This window comes from Enterococcus sp. AZ015, from assembly GCF_050499225.1.
Lineage (GTDB): Bacteria > Bacillota > Bacilli > Lactobacillales > Enterococcaceae > Enterococcus_D > Enterococcus_D entomosocium.
On sequence record NZ_JBMHEX010000001.1, the window covers coordinates 1907644 to 1924980 of the forward strand.

At 42.3% G+C, this 17337-nt stretch carries 18 protein-coding genes; 2 read left to right on the plus strand and 16 right to left on the minus strand.

Translation table 11 applies throughout. The features are described 5' to 3' along the window. Positions 1–89 precede the first annotated feature (89 nt). Positions 90–956, plus strand: a complete 867-nt coding sequence (locus IGK85_RS08925) for an aldo/keto reductase (protein ID WP_005235638.1) — start codon at positions 90–92, stop codon at positions 954–956. A gap of 136 nt (positions 957–1092) precedes the next feature. Here the strand turns inward: IGK85_RS08925 and iadA are convergent, their stop codons facing one another. The 4 genes from iadA to truB all read right to left on the minus strand — a co-directional run bounded on the left by iadA (position 1093) and on the right by truB (position 6121). Beyond that, positions 1093–2277, minus strand: coding sequence for a beta-aspartyl-peptidase (iadA, locus tag IGK85_RS08930; protein WP_005235636.1), 1185 nt, complete (start codon positions 2275–2277; stop codon positions 1093–1095). Between the two features lie 30 nt (positions 2278–2307). Further along, a complete protein-coding gene (gene yfcC / locus IGK85_RS08935; protein ID WP_192810776.1) occupies positions 2308–3999 on the minus strand; it encodes a putative basic amino acid antiporter YfcC in 1692 nt (563 codons plus the stop codon). A gap of 239 nt (positions 4000–4238) precedes the next feature. After that, complete coding sequence (gene ribF / locus IGK85_RS08940; RefSeq protein WP_008378129.1) at positions 4239–5192, minus strand: riboflavin biosynthesis protein RibF; 954 nt, start codon at positions 5190–5192, stop codon at positions 4239–4241. Positions 5193–5194: 2 nt separating this feature from the next. Further along, on the minus strand, positions 5195–6121 hold the full coding sequence (truB, locus tag IGK85_RS08945; RefSeq protein ID WP_008378131.1) for a tRNA pseudouridine(55) synthase TruB: 927 nt from the start codon (positions 6119–6121) through the stop codon (positions 5195–5197). Positions 6122–6243: 122 nt separating this feature from the next. On the opposite strand from truB, the gene IGK85_RS08950 reads away from it, so the two are divergent. Further along, entirely contained in the window at positions 6244–6822 is a 579-nt protein-coding gene (locus tag IGK85_RS08950) for a phosphatase PAP2 family protein (RefSeq protein WP_005235629.1), read from the plus strand. 51 nt (positions 6823–6873) lie between these two features. Here IGK85_RS08950 and rbfA read toward each other — a convergent pair whose 3' ends face one another. The 12 genes from rbfA to IGK85_RS09010 form a co-directional block, all read right to left on the minus strand. Then, positions 6874–7224, minus strand: coding sequence for a 30S ribosome-binding factor RbfA (rbfA, locus tag IGK85_RS08955; RefSeq protein ID WP_005225925.1), 351 nt, complete (start codon positions 7222–7224; stop codon positions 6874–6876). 32 nt (positions 7225–7256) lie between these two features. Further along, the gene (gene infB / locus IGK85_RS08960; protein ID WP_429972227.1) at positions 7257–9962 is read right to left on the minus strand and encodes a translation initiation factor IF-2; all 2706 of its coding nucleotides are present in this window, start codon (positions 9960–9962) and stop codon (positions 7257–7259) included. A gap of 12 nt (positions 9963–9974) precedes the next feature. Then, positions 9975–10277 carry a YlxQ-related RNA-binding protein gene (locus tag IGK85_RS08965; RefSeq protein ID WP_005235626.1) on the minus strand — a complete coding sequence of 101 codons (303 nt, stop codon included), beginning with the start codon at positions 10275–10277 and terminating at the stop codon, positions 9975–9977. Then, complete coding sequence (rnpM, locus tag IGK85_RS08970; RefSeq protein WP_005225922.1) at positions 10270–10566, minus strand: RNase P modulator RnpM; 297 nt, start codon at positions 10564–10566, stop codon at positions 10270–10272. The genes IGK85_RS08965 and rnpM overlap by 8 nt, the downstream gene beginning before the upstream one ends. A gap of 16 nt (positions 10567–10582) precedes the next feature. Beyond that, positions 10583–11797 carry a transcription termination factor NusA gene (gene nusA / locus IGK85_RS08975; protein WP_008378144.1) on the minus strand — a complete coding sequence of 405 codons (1215 nt, stop codon included), beginning with the start codon at positions 11795–11797 and terminating at the stop codon, positions 10583–10585. A 21-nt stretch (positions 11798–11818) separates the two neighbouring features. Beyond that, a complete protein-coding gene (gene rimP, locus IGK85_RS08980) occupies positions 11819–12292 on the minus strand; it encodes a ribosome maturation factor RimP (protein ID WP_008378146.1) in 474 nt (157 codons plus the stop codon). Positions 12293–12499: 207 nt separating this feature from the next. After that, on the minus strand, positions 12500–12853 hold the full coding sequence (locus tag IGK85_RS08985) for a DUF2752 domain-containing protein (protein WP_034695542.1): 354 nt from the start codon (positions 12851–12853) through the stop codon (positions 12500–12502). Then, the gene (locus tag IGK85_RS08990; RefSeq protein WP_008378150.1) at positions 12838–13272 is read right to left on the minus strand and encodes a DUF4234 domain-containing protein; all 435 of its coding nucleotides are present in this window, start codon (positions 13270–13272) and stop codon (positions 12838–12840) included. The genes IGK85_RS08985 and IGK85_RS08990 overlap by 16 nt, the downstream gene beginning before the upstream one ends. Before the next feature lie 174 nt (positions 13273–13446). Beyond that, entirely contained in the window at positions 13447–15387 is a 1941-nt protein-coding gene (gene thrS / locus IGK85_RS08995; protein WP_005235617.1) for a threonine--tRNA ligase, read from the minus strand. A 310-nt stretch (positions 15388–15697) separates the two neighbouring features. After that, positions 15698–15874 carry a 2-hydroxymuconate tautomerase gene (locus IGK85_RS09000; protein ID WP_005225916.1) on the minus strand — a complete coding sequence of 59 codons (177 nt, stop codon included), beginning with the start codon at positions 15872–15874 and terminating at the stop codon, positions 15698–15700. An 88-nt stretch (positions 15875–15962) separates the two neighbouring features. Beyond that, positions 15963–16460 (minus strand): ASCH domain-containing protein, encoded by a 498-nt coding sequence (locus tag IGK85_RS09005; RefSeq protein WP_005235615.1) that lies wholly within the window; start codon positions 16458–16460, stop codon positions 15963–15965. Further along, entirely contained in the window at positions 16430–17302 is an 873-nt protein-coding gene (locus IGK85_RS09010; RefSeq protein ID WP_429972229.1) for an aminoglycoside 6-adenylyltransferase, read from the minus strand. Before IGK85_RS09010 ends, IGK85_RS09005 begins: the two co-directional genes overlap by 31 nt. Positions 17303–17337 lie beyond the last annotated feature (35 nt).

Consider the following 17337-nt stretch of genomic DNA (forward strand, 5'->3'; position numbering starts at 1 on the left):
GCTGATAATGTATCAAAGATCCTTTTGAAAGTCAATTTCCCTCAAAAGTTTCAGCGTCTGATTTGTTTCAAACAAGAAAACGTTTTATAATGGAAGATGTAACAAAAAAAAGCGATGAAAGTAGGTTGAGATACGTGATATTACAAGAAACATTTACCTTGCAGAACAAACTGGCAATTCCTAAGATTGGCCTTGGAACCTGGCAATCTTCTCCAGAAGATGCTTACAACGCAACAAAATTTGCCATTCAAAATGGTTATCGACATGTCGATACAGCGGCAGCTTACAAAAACGAAGAAGCGGTTGGGAAAGCTGTGCGCGATTCAGGCGTTGCCCGCGATGAAATTTTTGTTACCACGAAAGTACCTGCTGAGTTAAAGACCTACCAAGAAGCGGTTGATAGCATTGATGCTTCTCTAAAAAAACTTGACTTAGGGTATATCGATTTGATTTTGATCCATGCCCCTCGTCCTTGGAAAATCATGGGAAACAATCCAGAAAACAAAGATTTTTATCTTGAAAACATCGATGTTTGGAAAGCATTAGAAGAAGCCTACTTAAGTGGAAAAGTAAAATCGATTGGTGTTTCCAACTTCGATCAAAAAGATTTGCAAAATATTTTTGATCATTGCGATGTGAAACCGATGGTCAACCAGTTTATTTACCATATTGGCCGCACAAATGAAGAACTATTGACATTTTGCAAAGCGCACGAAATTTTAGTGGAAGGCTATTCACCAATCGCTACTGGTCGTTTACTCGATAACGATGCAGTGAAGACGATTGCTGAAGCCTATGGAAAATCTATTCCACAACTTTCAATTCGTTACTTGCTACAAAAAGACATTCTGCCATTGCCAAAATCCGTTCATGAAGAATACATTGCTGACAATGCCAAAGTTGACTTTGAAATTTCTGAAGAAGACATGAAGAAATTGGATGAGTTGCAAGCTTAAGAATACTTGCGTTTAATTGAAAAAAGCAGTCCGATCAAGTCCAGTAAATGCTGGTCATGGATCGGGCTGCTTATTTTCTTCTACAACTCTGTTTAGAAAAACAACCGTTTCTTAGTCTGTTAAAACTGAATTCTTCTTATGTTAGTTGTTCAAAGGTACCCCACACTTTTACTTCTTGTTCTTCTACCATTGTTCTGCCTTTTGCTAGAACCGTTTCTACTGCTAATGAGTCTTTGTTCAGCAAGCAAATATCAGCATCCATCCCTGCTGCAAGACGTCCCTTTTGATCAAGCTTCAATACTTTCGCTGGATTGGAAGTGATTGCTCGAATGGCGATCTCCAATGGAATCTGCTCTTTTTGGACTGCTTCTTTAATGCCTACCATCAGCGCTCGCGAACTGCCGACACCCAGACCTATGAATTGATTGTTTTCATCAAAGTACGGGAGGCTGCCTTGCCCATCAGAGGTCATGGTAAATTGATCCAGCCCGATCCCTTCTGCTAACAAACGTTTCAATCCTTTACTGAAGCGAACCTCATCGTCTTCTTTTTCCCAGAAATCAGGATCTTCACTCGCCGTAAAATCGATCGTTCCACCCATTTTTGCAAAAGCAATACTTGCTTCGAAAAGCTCGCTGGTCCGATTGGCATGTGTCGGTAAAAATTGGCTGATTGGAATCTCTGTCTCTTCGATGGTTCGTAAAAGCAGCTCATATTTTTTCTTTCCTCCACCTAAGTGGACGTTTACGATGCCTGCTTTTCCAGAAAGCATCCCACCGACACGAGCATCCGCCACCGCGCGGGTAAATTCTTCGAAACTTGGTTGTGAAGAACGATGGTCAGAAACGGCAATTTCACCGATACCAATAATTTTATCGATAGTCAAAAAATCTTGGATGATGGAATCCGTGATGGGCGTCAAAGGCAATCGATACGAACCGTCATAAAGATAAGTCGTGATGCCTTCCGCCTCTAGTCCACGCGCCTTACTGATCAAGGCAGTCATATCTCTGCCTACTCCGTCAGTACCTAAACAGCCAACCACTGTCGTTACTCCTGCAGAGGTCAATTGACTCAATTTCACTTCTGGTGTCCGGTTTTGAAAGCCGCCTTCCCCGCCACCTCCTAAGATATGAAAGTGGCAGTCAATAAAGCCGGGCACAGCGAGTAACCCTGTGCCATCGATTTCTTCAAGAGGAACACCTGAGAATCCTCCTTCAATCGAATCTTGAATAGCAATGATCTTGTCTTCATTTAATAAAATATCTTTTTTTCCTAAATAGTCAGGAGCGTAAACCTCTGCTTGTCGTATCACCTTCATAAGTGCTTCCTCCTTGTGCCTGATTGCTTCTTATTGCAAGCCGATTGCGACCGCAATAAAGATAAAAATCGTTCCTAATACAAATAAGAAACCTTGCATTTTGATCTGGAATTTCGCCCATTTCACCCATTCGATTCTTGCGACACCTAAGACACCGATCAGACTTGCCGATACTGGAGTGAAGGCATCCATAAAGCCCGAGCCTAATTGATAAGCCAAGACAGCGATCTGTCTAGAGACACCTAAAAGATCGGCTAATGGCGCCATGATCGGCATGGTTAATGCAGCTTGACCTGAATTTGAAGTCACGATCAAATTGAAGAAGCTTTGGAAAATGTACATGAACCAGGCACCAATAAAAGCTGGAAAATTGCTTAACAATCCGCCGATGCTGTGCAAAATCGTATTCAACGCTGACGGCACATTGGCATCAGAACCGCCGAGAACCAGAAGAATCCCTTTGGCCATCCCTACAACGATTGCAGTTCCTGCCAATTCTGAGGCACCAGATTGAAAGGCACTCGCCACATCATTCAAGCCCATATTTTCTAATTTGAAAAGAACCGCTATGATTCCTGCCCCTAAGCCCATAACAAAGAATTGAGAAGCAATCTCGGGAATATAGTAGCCTTTCTGCGTCACACCCCATACGATCCAGATCAAAACCGCCAGCATTTCAACCAAGATCAATTTATGACCTAATAAAAATGGTTTTTGCTCACTGGAGGTTTTTTCAAGATGATTTCTAAAATACGCATCCGATTGATACGTTAGCGATTTCTCAGGATTCTTGCGAATTCTTTCGGCATAGATCATGAGGTACCCTGCGGATAGTGCGGTAACCACGACCCACATGATGATTCGGAACGTTGCGCCTGAAAGAACGGGAATACCTGCGATCCCTTGAGCTACTGCCACACTAAATGGACTCATCCACGAGGTGGCATTTCCAATCTGGGAGGCGACATAGGTGACGGTGACCGCCACGATCGAATCATACCCCAATGCGATCACGAAAGGCACCATGACCATCGAAAACGGAATGACTTCTTCTGCCATCCCAAAGGTAGCGCCCCCAAATGAAAAAGCAAAGAACAACAGCGGCAATGCCAAGCGTTCTAATCCACGAGTTTTGCTGATAAATGCAAAGATCCCCGCATCAATCGCTCCGGTCTGCATGATAATACCAAACGCACCACCGACCACTAGGATCAGTGCTGCGATCCCAACTGCTGAGCCGTATTTATCACCAGAAACCAATCCTTCAAAAACAAAATTTAAGAAGCCGAAACCGTTAAAGTCATCAGTTCCCCAAACCTTGGCTGTTTTGTGCAGTTTTTCAGAAGTATCATAAATTTTTTCGCCGTAAAGACTGTAAAGGGTGTCATCGGTTAGTCCCACCTCGTCTAATTGACTCTGGGACAACTCTTTAGGCCCTTCAGCTAAAACAGCTGCTAAAGCCTCAGGATCGACATCTAATTCTTCCAACTCTTGTGGATCCTCTTCCAATTGATTCAACTGTTGATAGACGTATTCGTTATCTAACGGGTAGGCATAACGAAACGAATCTTGCATCAAGACCGTTCTGGTACTTATTTCCCCATTTGCATCGGTATACTCGATTTCTTGTGTACTGAATTTCCCGGCGGGAACTAAGAAAGTCAGCAACCACGCCAACAATACGACCCCAAAGATGATGACATACGTATGAGGCGTTTTCATTTTAGTTAAATCTTTCTTTTCTTTCCCCTTTTTCGCTTTTTTTCCAATTGTCACTTTTTCTCTCCCTTTCCCTTTGCAGCGTTCTGCATAAATTATCATTTTTGCCTATTTTTTAGTATATCGAAAAAACGTTTTTTCCTCATGGGGAAAGCATTAGAATTCAAATAAACTACGTTATAAAAAGAAAGAAAAAGAAAAAGTGAAAAGAAGCCAGAAACGCTTCTTTTCACTACGAATGCTTAGTTTTCTTCAGAAAGCCCATCAAAATAAGTTTCAGTGTCTCGTTCATCTTGCTTTAATTGTTCGATCAACGCTTGTGCGCCATTGAAAGCGACTTGATCACGTAAGAAATGATGCCAGCGGATCGCCACGGTTTCACCATAGATATCTTGGTGAAAATCGAGAATATAGATTTCAACTGTTAACTGGCGCCCCTGACCAAACGTATCATTGTGACCAATCGATCCCATCGATGGATACCACTTGTCACCGACTTTGATTTCCGTCACATAGACGCCTTCTTTTGGCAACCGAACGGTGCTCTTTACTTTGATATTCGCGGTTGGAAACCCAAGTTCTCGTCCTCTAGCATCACCGTGAACGACGGTTCCTTCAAATTCATAAATATACCCTAACAAGCGATTGACTTGTGCCATATCGCCATTTTGTAGGGCAGAGCGAATGCGTGTGGAGCTAACCTTTTCTTCATCAAACGATTCTTGCGCGACAGTCACAACTTCAAAACGATTTTCTGCATATGTTGGTAACAGCGCCATGTTGGCTATCTCTTTCTTGCCGTAGGTATAGTCGAATCCAGCAACAACAACTTTTGCATGCAGACCGATCATGTATTCATCCACAAACACCTGTGGTGCCAGATTTGCAAAAGCAGAAGTAAACTCAATGATATAAAGAATATCTACTCCAAGCTTTTCCATATGCGCTTCCTTTTGAGCCAAGCTGGTCAGGTATTGCATTTTTTCAGGATCGACTTTTTGAAAAACGATCGAGGGATGTTGATTAAAGGTCATTAATGCCAATTTTAACCCTTTTTCTTCTGCGATCTTTCGTCCTGTTTCAATGACTTTCTGATGACCTAGATGTACGCCATCGAAAAAGCCTAACACTAAGACGATCTCCTCATCAGGAATCGTTTCGTGATCATAAGGGTGTCTCATTTCAATGATTTCCATGTTCATTCTCCTATTTCTGTACGGATGACTTTTACCGGTTTCATCATATCTTGGTATTTGTCATGAGCTTTATAGATACTGATCAATTGTTCTCGATAAAAAATCGCCACTAATTCCTCTGGGCGCTCTTGTAATCCAAACACGCTGAAAGGCAAGCGCATGCCATTTTTTACTTTCTGCCAGAGGTCCGCATCGATCGTCACTTGAACAAACTCCGATACCCCATATTCCACCGGTAGCAGTAGTTCCGAAACACGTTGTTCATCGACTGCCTTTTGCACCTCTGCAATCGTGTAAGATTGTTCTTTAGAAAAACCACCGCTTTTTAAGCGAGTCAAATCAGACATATGCGCGGGTACACCCAGCAATTTCCCTGTGTCGACCGCTAACGTGCGAACATAAGTCCCTTTTCCACAAGAAACTTCAAAACGCCAGCTTTGCGTATTGTCCTCATGAAAAACCGGCTCTGAAATTCGTTTGAAGGAATAAATTTCTGCTTTGCGCTGTGGTCGCTCGACAGTTTCATTGTTGCGAGCATATTCGTAAAGTCGTTTGCCATTGACTTTGACCGCCGAATACATCGGCGGGATCTGGGTAATCGTCCCCGTCAACTCTTTCATTGCCTGATCGATTTCTGTCTTCGTAAACGGACGAGTTAGTGCTTGTTGTTCAACGATATCCCCCGATCGATCTTCTGTAGTGGTACTGAAGCCCAAGGTGATTTCCCCGGTGTAGACTTTTCCAGAATCAACCAAGTATTCGACGATCTTCGTTCCTTTTCCGATACAAATGGGCAAGACACCATCCACGTCAGGATCTAGTGTGCCGCTGTGTCCGATTTTTTTTGTCTTTAATATTTTTCGTAATTTAAACACGCAGTCGTGACTTGTTTGTCCACGCTCTTTCCATAATGGTAAAATCCCGTCCATCGTATTCCTCCATTTCACTTCAACTTGCTTATTATAACATATAAAAAAAATTCATTGCACGACAAAATCCTTTTCGCTCCTTCTCATTACATGATAAACTAAGCATATAAGGAGGTCCTAAAATGGTTGTTTTAACGATAGGGTCATTTATTGGATTTGCCATCTTTTTGATCATGATTCAGCTCGGCACGATGCAGCGTTGGGAAGAAGCGTTTGCTTTGCAGATCATCCAAAGCCGTACGCCTTCTTTGACGCGCATGATGCACTTTTTTACCAATTTAGGAAAAGCCTTTCCGACAGTTGCGATCGCTTTACTATTGTTTGTCTTTCCATCATCGCGGGCGGATCTTGCACCAAAAACAGCAGTCAGTATCTTCATAGTATCAGCAGCTGCTTACCTGATCAAACGGATCGTCCGACGAGATCGTCCGATCGATCATCGTTTAGTTGAAGAAAAAGATCACAGCTTTCCTAGTGCCCATGCTGCCACATCCGCTGCCATGTACGGAACGATCGCCTTGAATCTTGGACAATTGGTTCCCTCAGCAGTCCTTCCGATGACTCTGCTGGCAGTTTTGTTAAGCTTTATGATCGGCTTTAGCAGAGTCTACTTAGGGATCCATTTTTTAACAGATGTGATCGGAGGCTGGCTCTTGGGGACAGGTGTTGCTGGACTGGTAACTTTACTGATGAATACCTGATGCTCTTTTCAAATAAAAAAGAACAGCTTCGATTGGAAGCTGCTCTTTTTTTTATTCTTCTGAGTGCAATGCGCGAATCATTTCATCAATTTTATTCCCGTATTGTACTGATTCATCCAATTCGAATTGGATTTCTGGAACTTTATAGAGCGTTAACGCTTGACCTAATTCACGACGAACCAAGCCAGTTGCTTTTTCCAGTCCTGCTTGGGCTTTTTGCTTATCTGAAGCTAAGTCCGTTAGGGTGCTGTAAAAGATCGTTGCTTGCTGTAAATCTCCAGTTACTCGTACATCTGTGATCGTCACATCTTGCACGCGAGGATCACGAACTTTTTTACGAAGAATTTGATTGACTTCTTTTAAGATTTCTTGTGCCACTCGGCGATCTCGATAGTTAGCCATTCAAAAAGCCTCCTTGTATAGTTGTCATTCCGTTATTTTGTCGGTACTTCTTCCATGACATAGCCTTCGATCACGTCATCAACTTTAAGATCGTTGAATTTCTCGATCATCGCGCCACATTCAAACCCTAGCTTCACTTCTTTGACATCATCTTTGAAGCGTTTCAAGCTGGCAAGTTTGCCTTCATAGATAACGATGCCGTCACGGATCACGCGGACGCCACTGTCACGGCGAATACTGCCTTCCGTTACGTAGCAACCTGCGATCGTGCCCACTTTAGATACTTTGTATGTTTCACGAACGATCATTTGACCAGTGATTTTTTCTTCGAATTCAGGATCAAGCATCCCTTTCATCGCAGTTTCGATTTCTTCGATCGCTTTGTAGATGATGCGATGCAAACGAATATCGACTTTTTCCGCTTCCGCTTGCTGTTTGGCTTGCGGTGTTGGACGGACGTTGAATCCGATGATGATGGCATTACTTGCTGCTGCTAGCGTTACATCACTTTCATTGATTGCACCAACGGCTGAATGGACGATGTTCACTCGCACACCTTCAACATCGATTTTCTTCAATGAAGCAGCTAATGCTTCAGCTGAACCTTGTACGTCTGCTTTGATGATGACATTTACTTCTTTCAGTTCGCCTTCTTTTAGACTTTCAAACAAGTTATCCAATGTCACACGACTGCTTGATGCGCGTTGCTCCATCAAAGCACGTTTTGCACGTTCTTCACCCGCTGCTCGAGCTGTTTTCTCGTCTTCAAAAGTAACGAAACGATCACCTGCTTGAGGCACATCATTCAATCCTGTGATTTCGACTGGTGTAGCAGGTCCAGCTGCTTTATCACGACGACCTAAATCATTCGTCATTACGCGAACACGACCGAAAGTATTCCCTACAACAATTGGATCACCTACATGAAGAGTCCCTTGTTGAACCAATAGTGTTGCTACAGGACCTTTTCCTTTATCAAGGCGCGCTTCAATGACTGTACCGATCGCCCGTTGGGTAGGATCAGCTTTCAAATCTTCGACTTCTGCTACTAAGAGGATCATTTCAAGCAATTCTTCAATGTTTTGCCCAAATTTCGCTGAGATTTCAACGAAGATCGTATCGCCACCCCAAGCTTCTGGGATCAACTCATGTTCACTTAATTCTTGCATCACATGTTGTGGGTTAGCACCTGGTTTATCGATTTTGTTTACTGCAACGATGATCGGCACTTTTGCTGCTTTCGCATGGTTGATCGCTTCTACTGTTTGTGGCATCACTCCATCATCAGCTGCGACAACAAGAATCGTGATATCGGTGATACTTGCTCCCCGTGCACGCATACTAGTGAAGGCCGCGTGTCCAGGAGTATCTAAGAAAGTAATTGGTTTGCCATTGATGTCGATTTGGTAAGCGCCAATATGCTGCGTAATTCCCCCAGCTTCACCACTTGTTACGCGTGAATGACGTAAAGTATCAAGCAATGTTGTTTTCCCGTGGTCAACGTGACCCATGATCGTCACAACAGGTGGTCGTGATACTAAATTCTCTTCAATTTGTTCTTCTGCTTCGAAGAATTTATCGATGTCTGCGATATCCACTTGAACTTTTTCTTGTGGTTCGATTCCGTAATCGGTAGCAAGCAGTTCAATCGTATCTTTATCTAAAGGTTGGTTTTGATTGACCATAACCCCCATCATAAAGAGTTTCTTGATGATCTCTGCTGGTTCACGGTAGATTTTTTTCGCGATATCCGCTACGTTCATGCCTTCTGAATATTCCAATACTTCTGGTAGCTCACGGAATTTACGTGCTGGAACTGGCGGTTTCTTTTCCGTCTGCTGACGGCCTTTTTTGCCTTTTTTATTGAATTTGTTGCGATTGTTATTGTTGAAATTATTGTTGCGTCCACCGTAGTTTGACTTGCCGCGGTTTTGATTTCCTCCACGAGAATCATTCGATCCTTGCGGACGGTTATTGTTACGGTCTGCCCCTTGCGTATTTCCTGCAGATTGAGCGGCCGGACGGTTTTGTTGCCCTTGGTTATTTGGACGGTTTTGCTGTCCTTGGTTTGTTGGGCGATTTTGTTGCCCTTGATTATTCGGACGGTTTTGTTGTCCTTGGTTTGTTGGGCGATTCTGTTGCCCTTGATTATTCGGACGATTTTGTTGTCCTTGATTGTTCGGACGATTTTGTTGTCCTTGATTGTTCGGACGATTTTGTTGTCCTTGGTTTGTTGGGCGATTTTGTTGCCCTTGATTATTCGGACGGTTTTGTTGTCCTTGGTTTGTTGGGCGGTTTTGTTGCCCTTGATTGTTACGATTCTCTTGGTTATTCACTCGATTATGACTTCCTTGGTTATTTGGTCTGTTACTTCCTTGACTGTTCGTGCGATCTACTTGTCCTTGACCAGCAGGACGGTTATTGCTTTGCGTAGTTCGCTGTTGACTTTGATTGTTATGACGGTTTTGGAAGTTAGGATTATTTCTTTGCGTTTTAAATTTCTTTTGTTCTTGTTTTTCCGGCTGGTTGGCTGGTTTCTGATTTGCGGGATTTGAGTTTGCAGATGTTTTACCATTTGGATTGCCGTCTAATGACTGCTGCAATTTTTGCGCCTCTCCATCTGAGATCGCGCCCATATGATTTTTGACATCAAAGCCTAAAGATTGTGCTTTTTCAACAACCTCTTTGCTCGACTTATTCCATTCTTTTGCAAGTTCATAAATTCTTTTTTTTCCCATGCAATCACCTTCCTAACCTAATATTAATTCCTGCACCTTCCTTGCAAATCCTTGATCTAAGATGCCAATGACCATTCTTGGTTTCCCAATGGCCGCACTGATTTCATCAGCAGAAAATGCATCTAGGAGCGGAATTTCGTAATAAGAACTTTTGTCCTTAATTTTCTTTTGTGTATTTTTACCAGCATCACTGGCGATAATGACTAAAGCAGCTTTCTCATTGCGAATCTCTTTTAAAGTCATTTCTTCACCAGTTACTAATTTCCCAGCACGCATGGCTAGTCCTAACATATTTAATGCTTTGGTTTTATTCATTTGCAAATAACTCTTTTCGCGCTTTTTGGTGCGTTACATAGTCCAATAGTTCTTGGTAAAATTCATCTGTCAATTTCGTTTCCAGCACTCGATCCAAGATACGCTTATCCCATGCTTTCTGGGCTTCAGCCGGTTCGATCGCTATATAAGCTCCCCGACCTGGCATTTTTCCTGTCGGATCGATGGAAACAACGCCTTCTTTTGAACGAGTGATACGAAGCATTTCTTTCTTAGGTAGCATTTCGCCTGAAATCACTGATTTTCGTAAAGGAATTTTTCGTTTTTTCATCACGATCTCACCTCAACTATTTTTCGTCAAACTCAACATTTTCATAATCATCCGCAGTCATGTCTGATGGAAGGATCGCTTCATCAACTGTTTCTGCAGATTCTGTTGCTTCTGTACTGATTTCTTCAGCAGCTTCTGAAGCATTGGCATCATACTCATCGATATAGTCGCCTTCATCCAGCTTCGCATAAAATTCTTCCATGTCTGTTTCTGATTTGATATCGATTTTGAAGCCAGTCAATTTGGCTGCTAGGCGAGCATTTTGTCCGCGTTTACCGATCGCTAATGATAGTTGGTAATCAGGCACGACAACAGTACAAGCCTTCGGATTATCAACATCAAAAATAACGTCGCTGACTTCTGCTGGATTCAACGCATTGGCGATGAAGATCGCTGGATCTTCATTCCATTCCACGATGTCCATGTTTTCGCCTTTTAGTTCATTGACGATCGCTTGAACCCGTTGACCTTTAGGGCCAACACAAGTGCCGACTGGATCGACGTTGGCATCAAAGGAACGAACAGCAACTTTGGCACGATCCCCTGCTTCACGAGCAATACTTACGATCTCTACAGTACCATCATATACTTCTGGCACTTCTTGTTCAAATAATCGGCGCAGCAAATCTGGATGGCTGCGGCTAACGAATACTTGAGGTCCTTTTGAAGTATTTTCAACACGAGAAACGAATACTTTGATCCGATCATGGGGTTGATAAAACTCATTTGGCATTTGGTCTTGTTTTGAAAGCACGGCTTCAATTTTGCCTAAGTTTACATAGATATAACGATTGTCTTGGCGTTCAACGATTCCTTGCAAAATGTCTTTTTCGTACGCACTAAATTCGTTATAGATAATGTTTCTTTCCGCTTCACGGACCCGTTGCAAAATGACTTGTTTTGCCGTTTGCGCCGCAATACGACCAAAATCTTTAGGCGTTACTTCAAAGCGGATTTTGTCGCCGATTTCATAAGCGGGGTTGATTGTCATCGCTTCTTTTAATGAAACCTCTAGTTGCGAGTCCATGACTTCTTCTGTCACTTCTTTGACTGCATAGACGTGGATATTGCCTTTTTTCTGATCAAATTCTACTTCCACATTTTGTGCTTGCCCGTAATGACGTTTGTACGCTGAAACCAATGCCGCTTCCAAGGCATCGATGACAATCTCTTTTGAAATGCCTTTCTCTGCTTCTAATGCATCCAATGCATTCAACATTTCTTTACTCATGATTCTTTCATTCCTCCGTGTTTAAAATTGAATGGCTAAACGAGCTTTGGCAATATTTTTCCGGTCGATCGTTCGTTCTTTTTCTCTGGTTTTGATTCGGGTCTTCATAACTAGCTGATTTTCATCGAATGACTGTAAAAAGCCTTCGAACTGTTTTTCTCCATCAATCGGTTGATATAAAGAAACATGAATGTACTCGCCGACTGCCCGTTGATAATCTGCTTCTTTCTTCAATGGACGCTCGGCGCCAGGGGAAGAAACTTCCAAGAAATAGGCCTGTGGAATAGGATCAGGTTCGCATTGGTCTAATTGTTCACTAAGTTGTTCACTGACAAAGGCACATTCCTCGATATCGATTCCGCCTTCTTTATCAATGAACACACGAAGAAACCAATTTTTCCCTTCCTTCACGAATTCTACTTCAACTAATTCAAATTTTTGCGCATCCAGAATAGGGGTCACTATATCTGTAACAGTTTCCACTACCGTACTCACAACATCGCCTCCTTTATTTCTCAACGAAACGAACTTCATTCCATTAAAAAGAGTGAGCGAAAAAACCGCTCACTCACTCTAAGTATCATTACATTGTAAATATAACACAATTTTCATAAAGATTCAACTACTGTCGCATGTTCCCTTCGCTTTCAGAAAAAAACAAAGCATTTTCTTAAAGATTTTTAATGCTTGGGTGAATGGCTGTTAGTGAATCACTTGACCAATCCGACGTAGTAGTTGTGGGAAAATGCTCTCTGGATCAAAGTCCATTGGCGCGTCATGTGGAAAATGAAGCCAGAGCCGACCACCATAAACCACTAGTACCAAAAGTGTCAATGTCACCCACAGGTTGTGACTGTAGTAAAGTTTGCTGATTTTCGGATTTTTTTTGAATAAAACGATTCCGAATACGATCGGCACTAACCAAAACAAGGGATGAAAATGCAGCGCACCTTCAAGATCACCCTGAAATAAGTGCAAGTAGGCGCGCGTCATGCCACAACCTGGACAAGGAAACCCCGTTAACCATTTAAACGGACAAATCAATAATCTACCCAATCATCTGAATCAGACGAATCGTTTGTATTGTTAGATGAGGTCATGGCATTTTGATCAGCCGCTTCCCACATTTGGTTCATATCACCTTGTAAAATCGCCATGTTGATGAAATCAAAAGCAAACAGGCTCAAGACGACAAAAAGAATTTTGTTGTCACTCAGACGAGGCATATTCGCTCGCTGTTGTGCACTCATAAAGATATCCGCAATTCGGTACCACCAATAAATTTGATACAATCCACAAGTAAGGATCGTGAGTAAAATCGACGTCTCTGGCGAAAGACGATTATCCCCGCTGTATTCTGCCAGCTCTTTGGTTGTTTGGTACATCCAAAAGAATGTATAAATGCCACAAGTAATAAATGTTAATAAAATGACCGATACAACCGATTTCTTTCTAACTCCGTAATTATAATTCATCACAAACTCCTTCTAGTTTATTCCTTTTTATCACATACTAATTATACACGATTTTATTCACAAAAACAAAAAAAATCTAATCATTTTATTTTATATAGATTAAAAAAGGTAAATAGCACCTACTGAAAGCAGGTGCCTATACTATAAAATCATTCGTTTTCTTTGAACCAAAAGCTATGCTCGGCTATAATTTTTCACTTCAGCAGCCATTGCATCAACAAACAGATTCAATTCTTCGACTTGGGTCTCCTTGCTGCCGTAGCGACGGATATTGACTGTCGCATCATTGACTTCTTGATCCCCAACAACAATTTGGTAAGGAATTTTTTGGGTTTGTGATGCACGGATCTTATACCCCATTTTTTCGTTGCGGTCATCCACTTCCACTCGCAGTCCTTGCGCTTGCAGGCGTTCTTTGATTTCGTAAGCATAGTCGCTGTGGGCTTCGACTGAGACCGGAATGATCGATGCTTGGATTGGTGCCAACCAAGTCGGGAATGCCCCTTTATAGACTTCTGTCAGGTAAGCCACAAAACGTTCCATCGTTGAAACGATTCCGCGGTGGATCACCACTGGACGGTGATTGTTTTCGCCATCTTCACCAACATATGTTAGATCAAACCGTTCAGGCAATAAGAAATCCAATTGGATCGTTGACAAGGTTTCTTCCATACCTAAAGCTGTTTTCACTTGGACATCTAGTTTAGGTCCGTAGAAAGCTGCTTCACCGTCAGCTTCAAAATAATCCAATTCTAATTCATCCATGGCCGCTTTTAGCATTGTTTGCGCATTTTCCCACATCGCATCGTCATCAAAATATTTGTCTTTGTTTTGTGGATCGCGATAACTTAAACGGAAACGATAGTCAGTAATATTAAAGTCTTCGTAAACGCCCACCATAAGATCCAGTGTCCGTTTGAATTCTTCTTTGATTTGATCAGGACGAACAAATGTATGACCATCATTTAAGGTCATTTCCCGAACCCGTTGCAACCCTGATAGTGCCCCTGATTTTTCATAGCGGTGCATCATTCCTAATTCAGCGATCCGAATTGGTAGTTCACGATACGAATGGATGTCATTTTTGTAAACCATCATGTGATGCGGGCAATTCATTGGTCGTAGAACCAGCATTTCGCCATCCCCCATATCCATTGGTGGGAACATGTCCTCGTGGTAATGATCCCAGTGCCCTGATGTTTTGTATAAATCCACGTTTGCCATGATTGGTGTGTAAACGTGTTGGTACCCAAGGCTAACTTCTTTATCCACGATATAACGCTCGATCGTACGACGGATCGTTGCTCCTTTTGGCAACCAGAAAGGCAAACCCGCGCCGACTTCAGGGGACAACATAAACAATTCTAATTCTTTCCCTAATTTACGATGATCGCGTTCTTTTGCTTCTTCTCGTAAACGAATAAATTCCTTCAAGTCTTTCTTATCGAAAAAGGCTGTTCCATATACCCTTTGCATCATTTGATTATCAGAACTTCCACGCCAATAGGCTCCGGCTACTGATAACAATTTGTACACTTGGATACGACCTGTCGATGGGACATGAGGGCCGCGGCATAAGTCAACAAATTCTCCTTGCTGATAGGCAGTAATCGTTTCGTCATCTGGTAATTCTGTGATCAACTCAACTTTGTATGGATCTTCAGCAAAAAGAGCCAAAGCTTCCTCTTTTGTTAATACACGTCGTTCAATTGGCAGATTTTCTTTAATGATTTTCATCATTTCTGCTTCGATTGCTGGTAGATCTTCCGCAGTTACTGGGTTTTCCCCATTGTCTGTGTCATAGTAAAAACCAGAATCAATTGCAGGTCCTACTCCAAAATGGATCGATGGATAGAGTCTGCGCATGGCTTGAGCCATTAAATGAGCTGTCGAATGACGAAGTAAACCTAAGGCGTCTTCATGATCGGGTGTCACGATCTCAATCGTTGCATCTTCTTCGATCGGACGTGAAAGATCGATCAGTTGTCCATTGACTTTTCCAGCTAAGGCTTTTTTTGCAAGACTTTTCGAGATACTTTCAGCAATCTCTTTAGTTGTTACCCCAACAGCAAATTCTTTTTTTGCACCATCAGGAAATGTAATAAATAATGACATATGAATGTCCTCCTTTGAATGATTTCAATCAATAAAAAAGTCCTAGTATCGGTTACGATACTAGGACGATCACTCGTGGTTCCACCTATTGTTCGAAAACAGAAAAAGTCTGTTTTCCTCTTCATGAGATAACGGTTCAACCGCCTCCGTTTCGACAGAGGTCTAAAAAAGTGGTCATCCTTTGGTTTTCTTCCAGGAAATTTTCAGCCAAGATTTCCCTCTCTTATCGAAGACTCTCAAACTCAGGTGTCTTTTTTATTGATCGATTATGGCTCAATTAAACCACTACCTACAAGAAAAAGCAAGAGAATTATTTCCAATCGCCATTCACAGCATAGGTTCCTTGCTTCATTTCATTGATGATGACATGGATATGCTCCTTAGGGGCACCCGTATTTTTATGGACCGCCTCAGTGATTTCTTTCATCATATTCGTCAGTTGTTCTTGCGAACGCCCTTCAACTAGTTCGACATGAATAAATGGCATACGATTTCCTCCTTTGTTTGCTTTTGATTATACACCTTTTTCAAAAAGACAAAAGCTATTCCCATGATTTCCAAAGAAAAACGTGTCTTTATTCCTCCTGATACACGACAGAAAACTTTTCACAAACGCATAGCATTTGATCGTGAAAAGACAACCCCGCTGAGGCATAAGCTCGTCGAAAAAAAGCTTCATGAACACGGCGCCAATAAGCCAAAGTGCGATCTCCTTCCCCTTCTAAAAAGGCAAACGCTGCTGTCACTTCATCAAATGGCACGATCGACACTGACTCTAAATAAAGAACAGCTCTTGGTACATCCGAACCATCTAAAAGGACACTATACGTTTCTGATTGTGGCAATGCTTCTTGCTCGATTTCATAGAGCGCAGCGGCGGAGGTCGTCGCTGTCTTTTTGCCAGCTAAAACAAGTGCTGCCAGTTCATCCGCCATTTCTGAAGTATCACCAAAGGACCAAGCATCTTCATAGGTCAGAGAAGATTGATTTCTTGGATTTGCTTTTAAAAACCGCTGCCAAAACGCTTGAATCTGACTGTCTTTTATTTTTGGTTCTCTGGTCTCATCTGCCAATTTTTTTCACTCCAATACTTCGTATATGTTTGGACATTCTCAGCTTCTTGCCAATCATAGGCCAACCCTAATTTATCGCTGATTTTCTTTGCTTGCTTATCAAATCGTTTTTGCATCTTCAAAAGGGACTGACCGCAAGCAGTGATCGTGGAAAAATCAAGCAATGAGGTCAATTCCCGCCACTCCTTTTCCGTTAGAAACGACTGCAGGTATTTATGATTTTTCCCAGTACTCACCTGAAATTGCTGAGCATGGGCAACAAACAAATCTTCTATCCATAACAATTCTTGCCAACAAATGGTGTATAAATGATCCGTAGCATAAATTAGTTGCTTTCGAAGCAGCCCTTTCACGACATACGTGCTTACCCACCAAAATTCGTTGCAGTGTTCTTGAAAAGCGGCTTGGGTCGGGCGCTTGATCCAGTAATGCGAATGATTTGCTTGATTAGCAAAACTTAGTAATTGGTCTGGATCAAGCAGCGGCTGCAAGCCTGGTTCTTTAGCAAGACGATCGACCAGTGCAAGTGGACATAGCATGAGATCGATTCTTACTCCGTCTAAAAAATGCATCAAGTACGTAAAACACCCGCCCAAACTCGGCGGATAAATCGTGCTAGCTTCCGGTGTTTGCCTGATCATGATTGATCCAAAGGCTTCTAACCATGAAGAATCATAGACCAAAGGCTGAATATCCTCCATCACGAAGACCACGTCAAAATCCTGCAAAATATCTTTTGGCGCCTGTGGATCGGTCCGTGAACCAGATAAACCGATGGCACGTGCCCCAACACGTTTCCCAACAGACAGGATCAATTGGCGCAATTCTGCTTCTTCTCTCACCTTTTCCACCTCTATTTCGTTTCGTTTTTGAACAC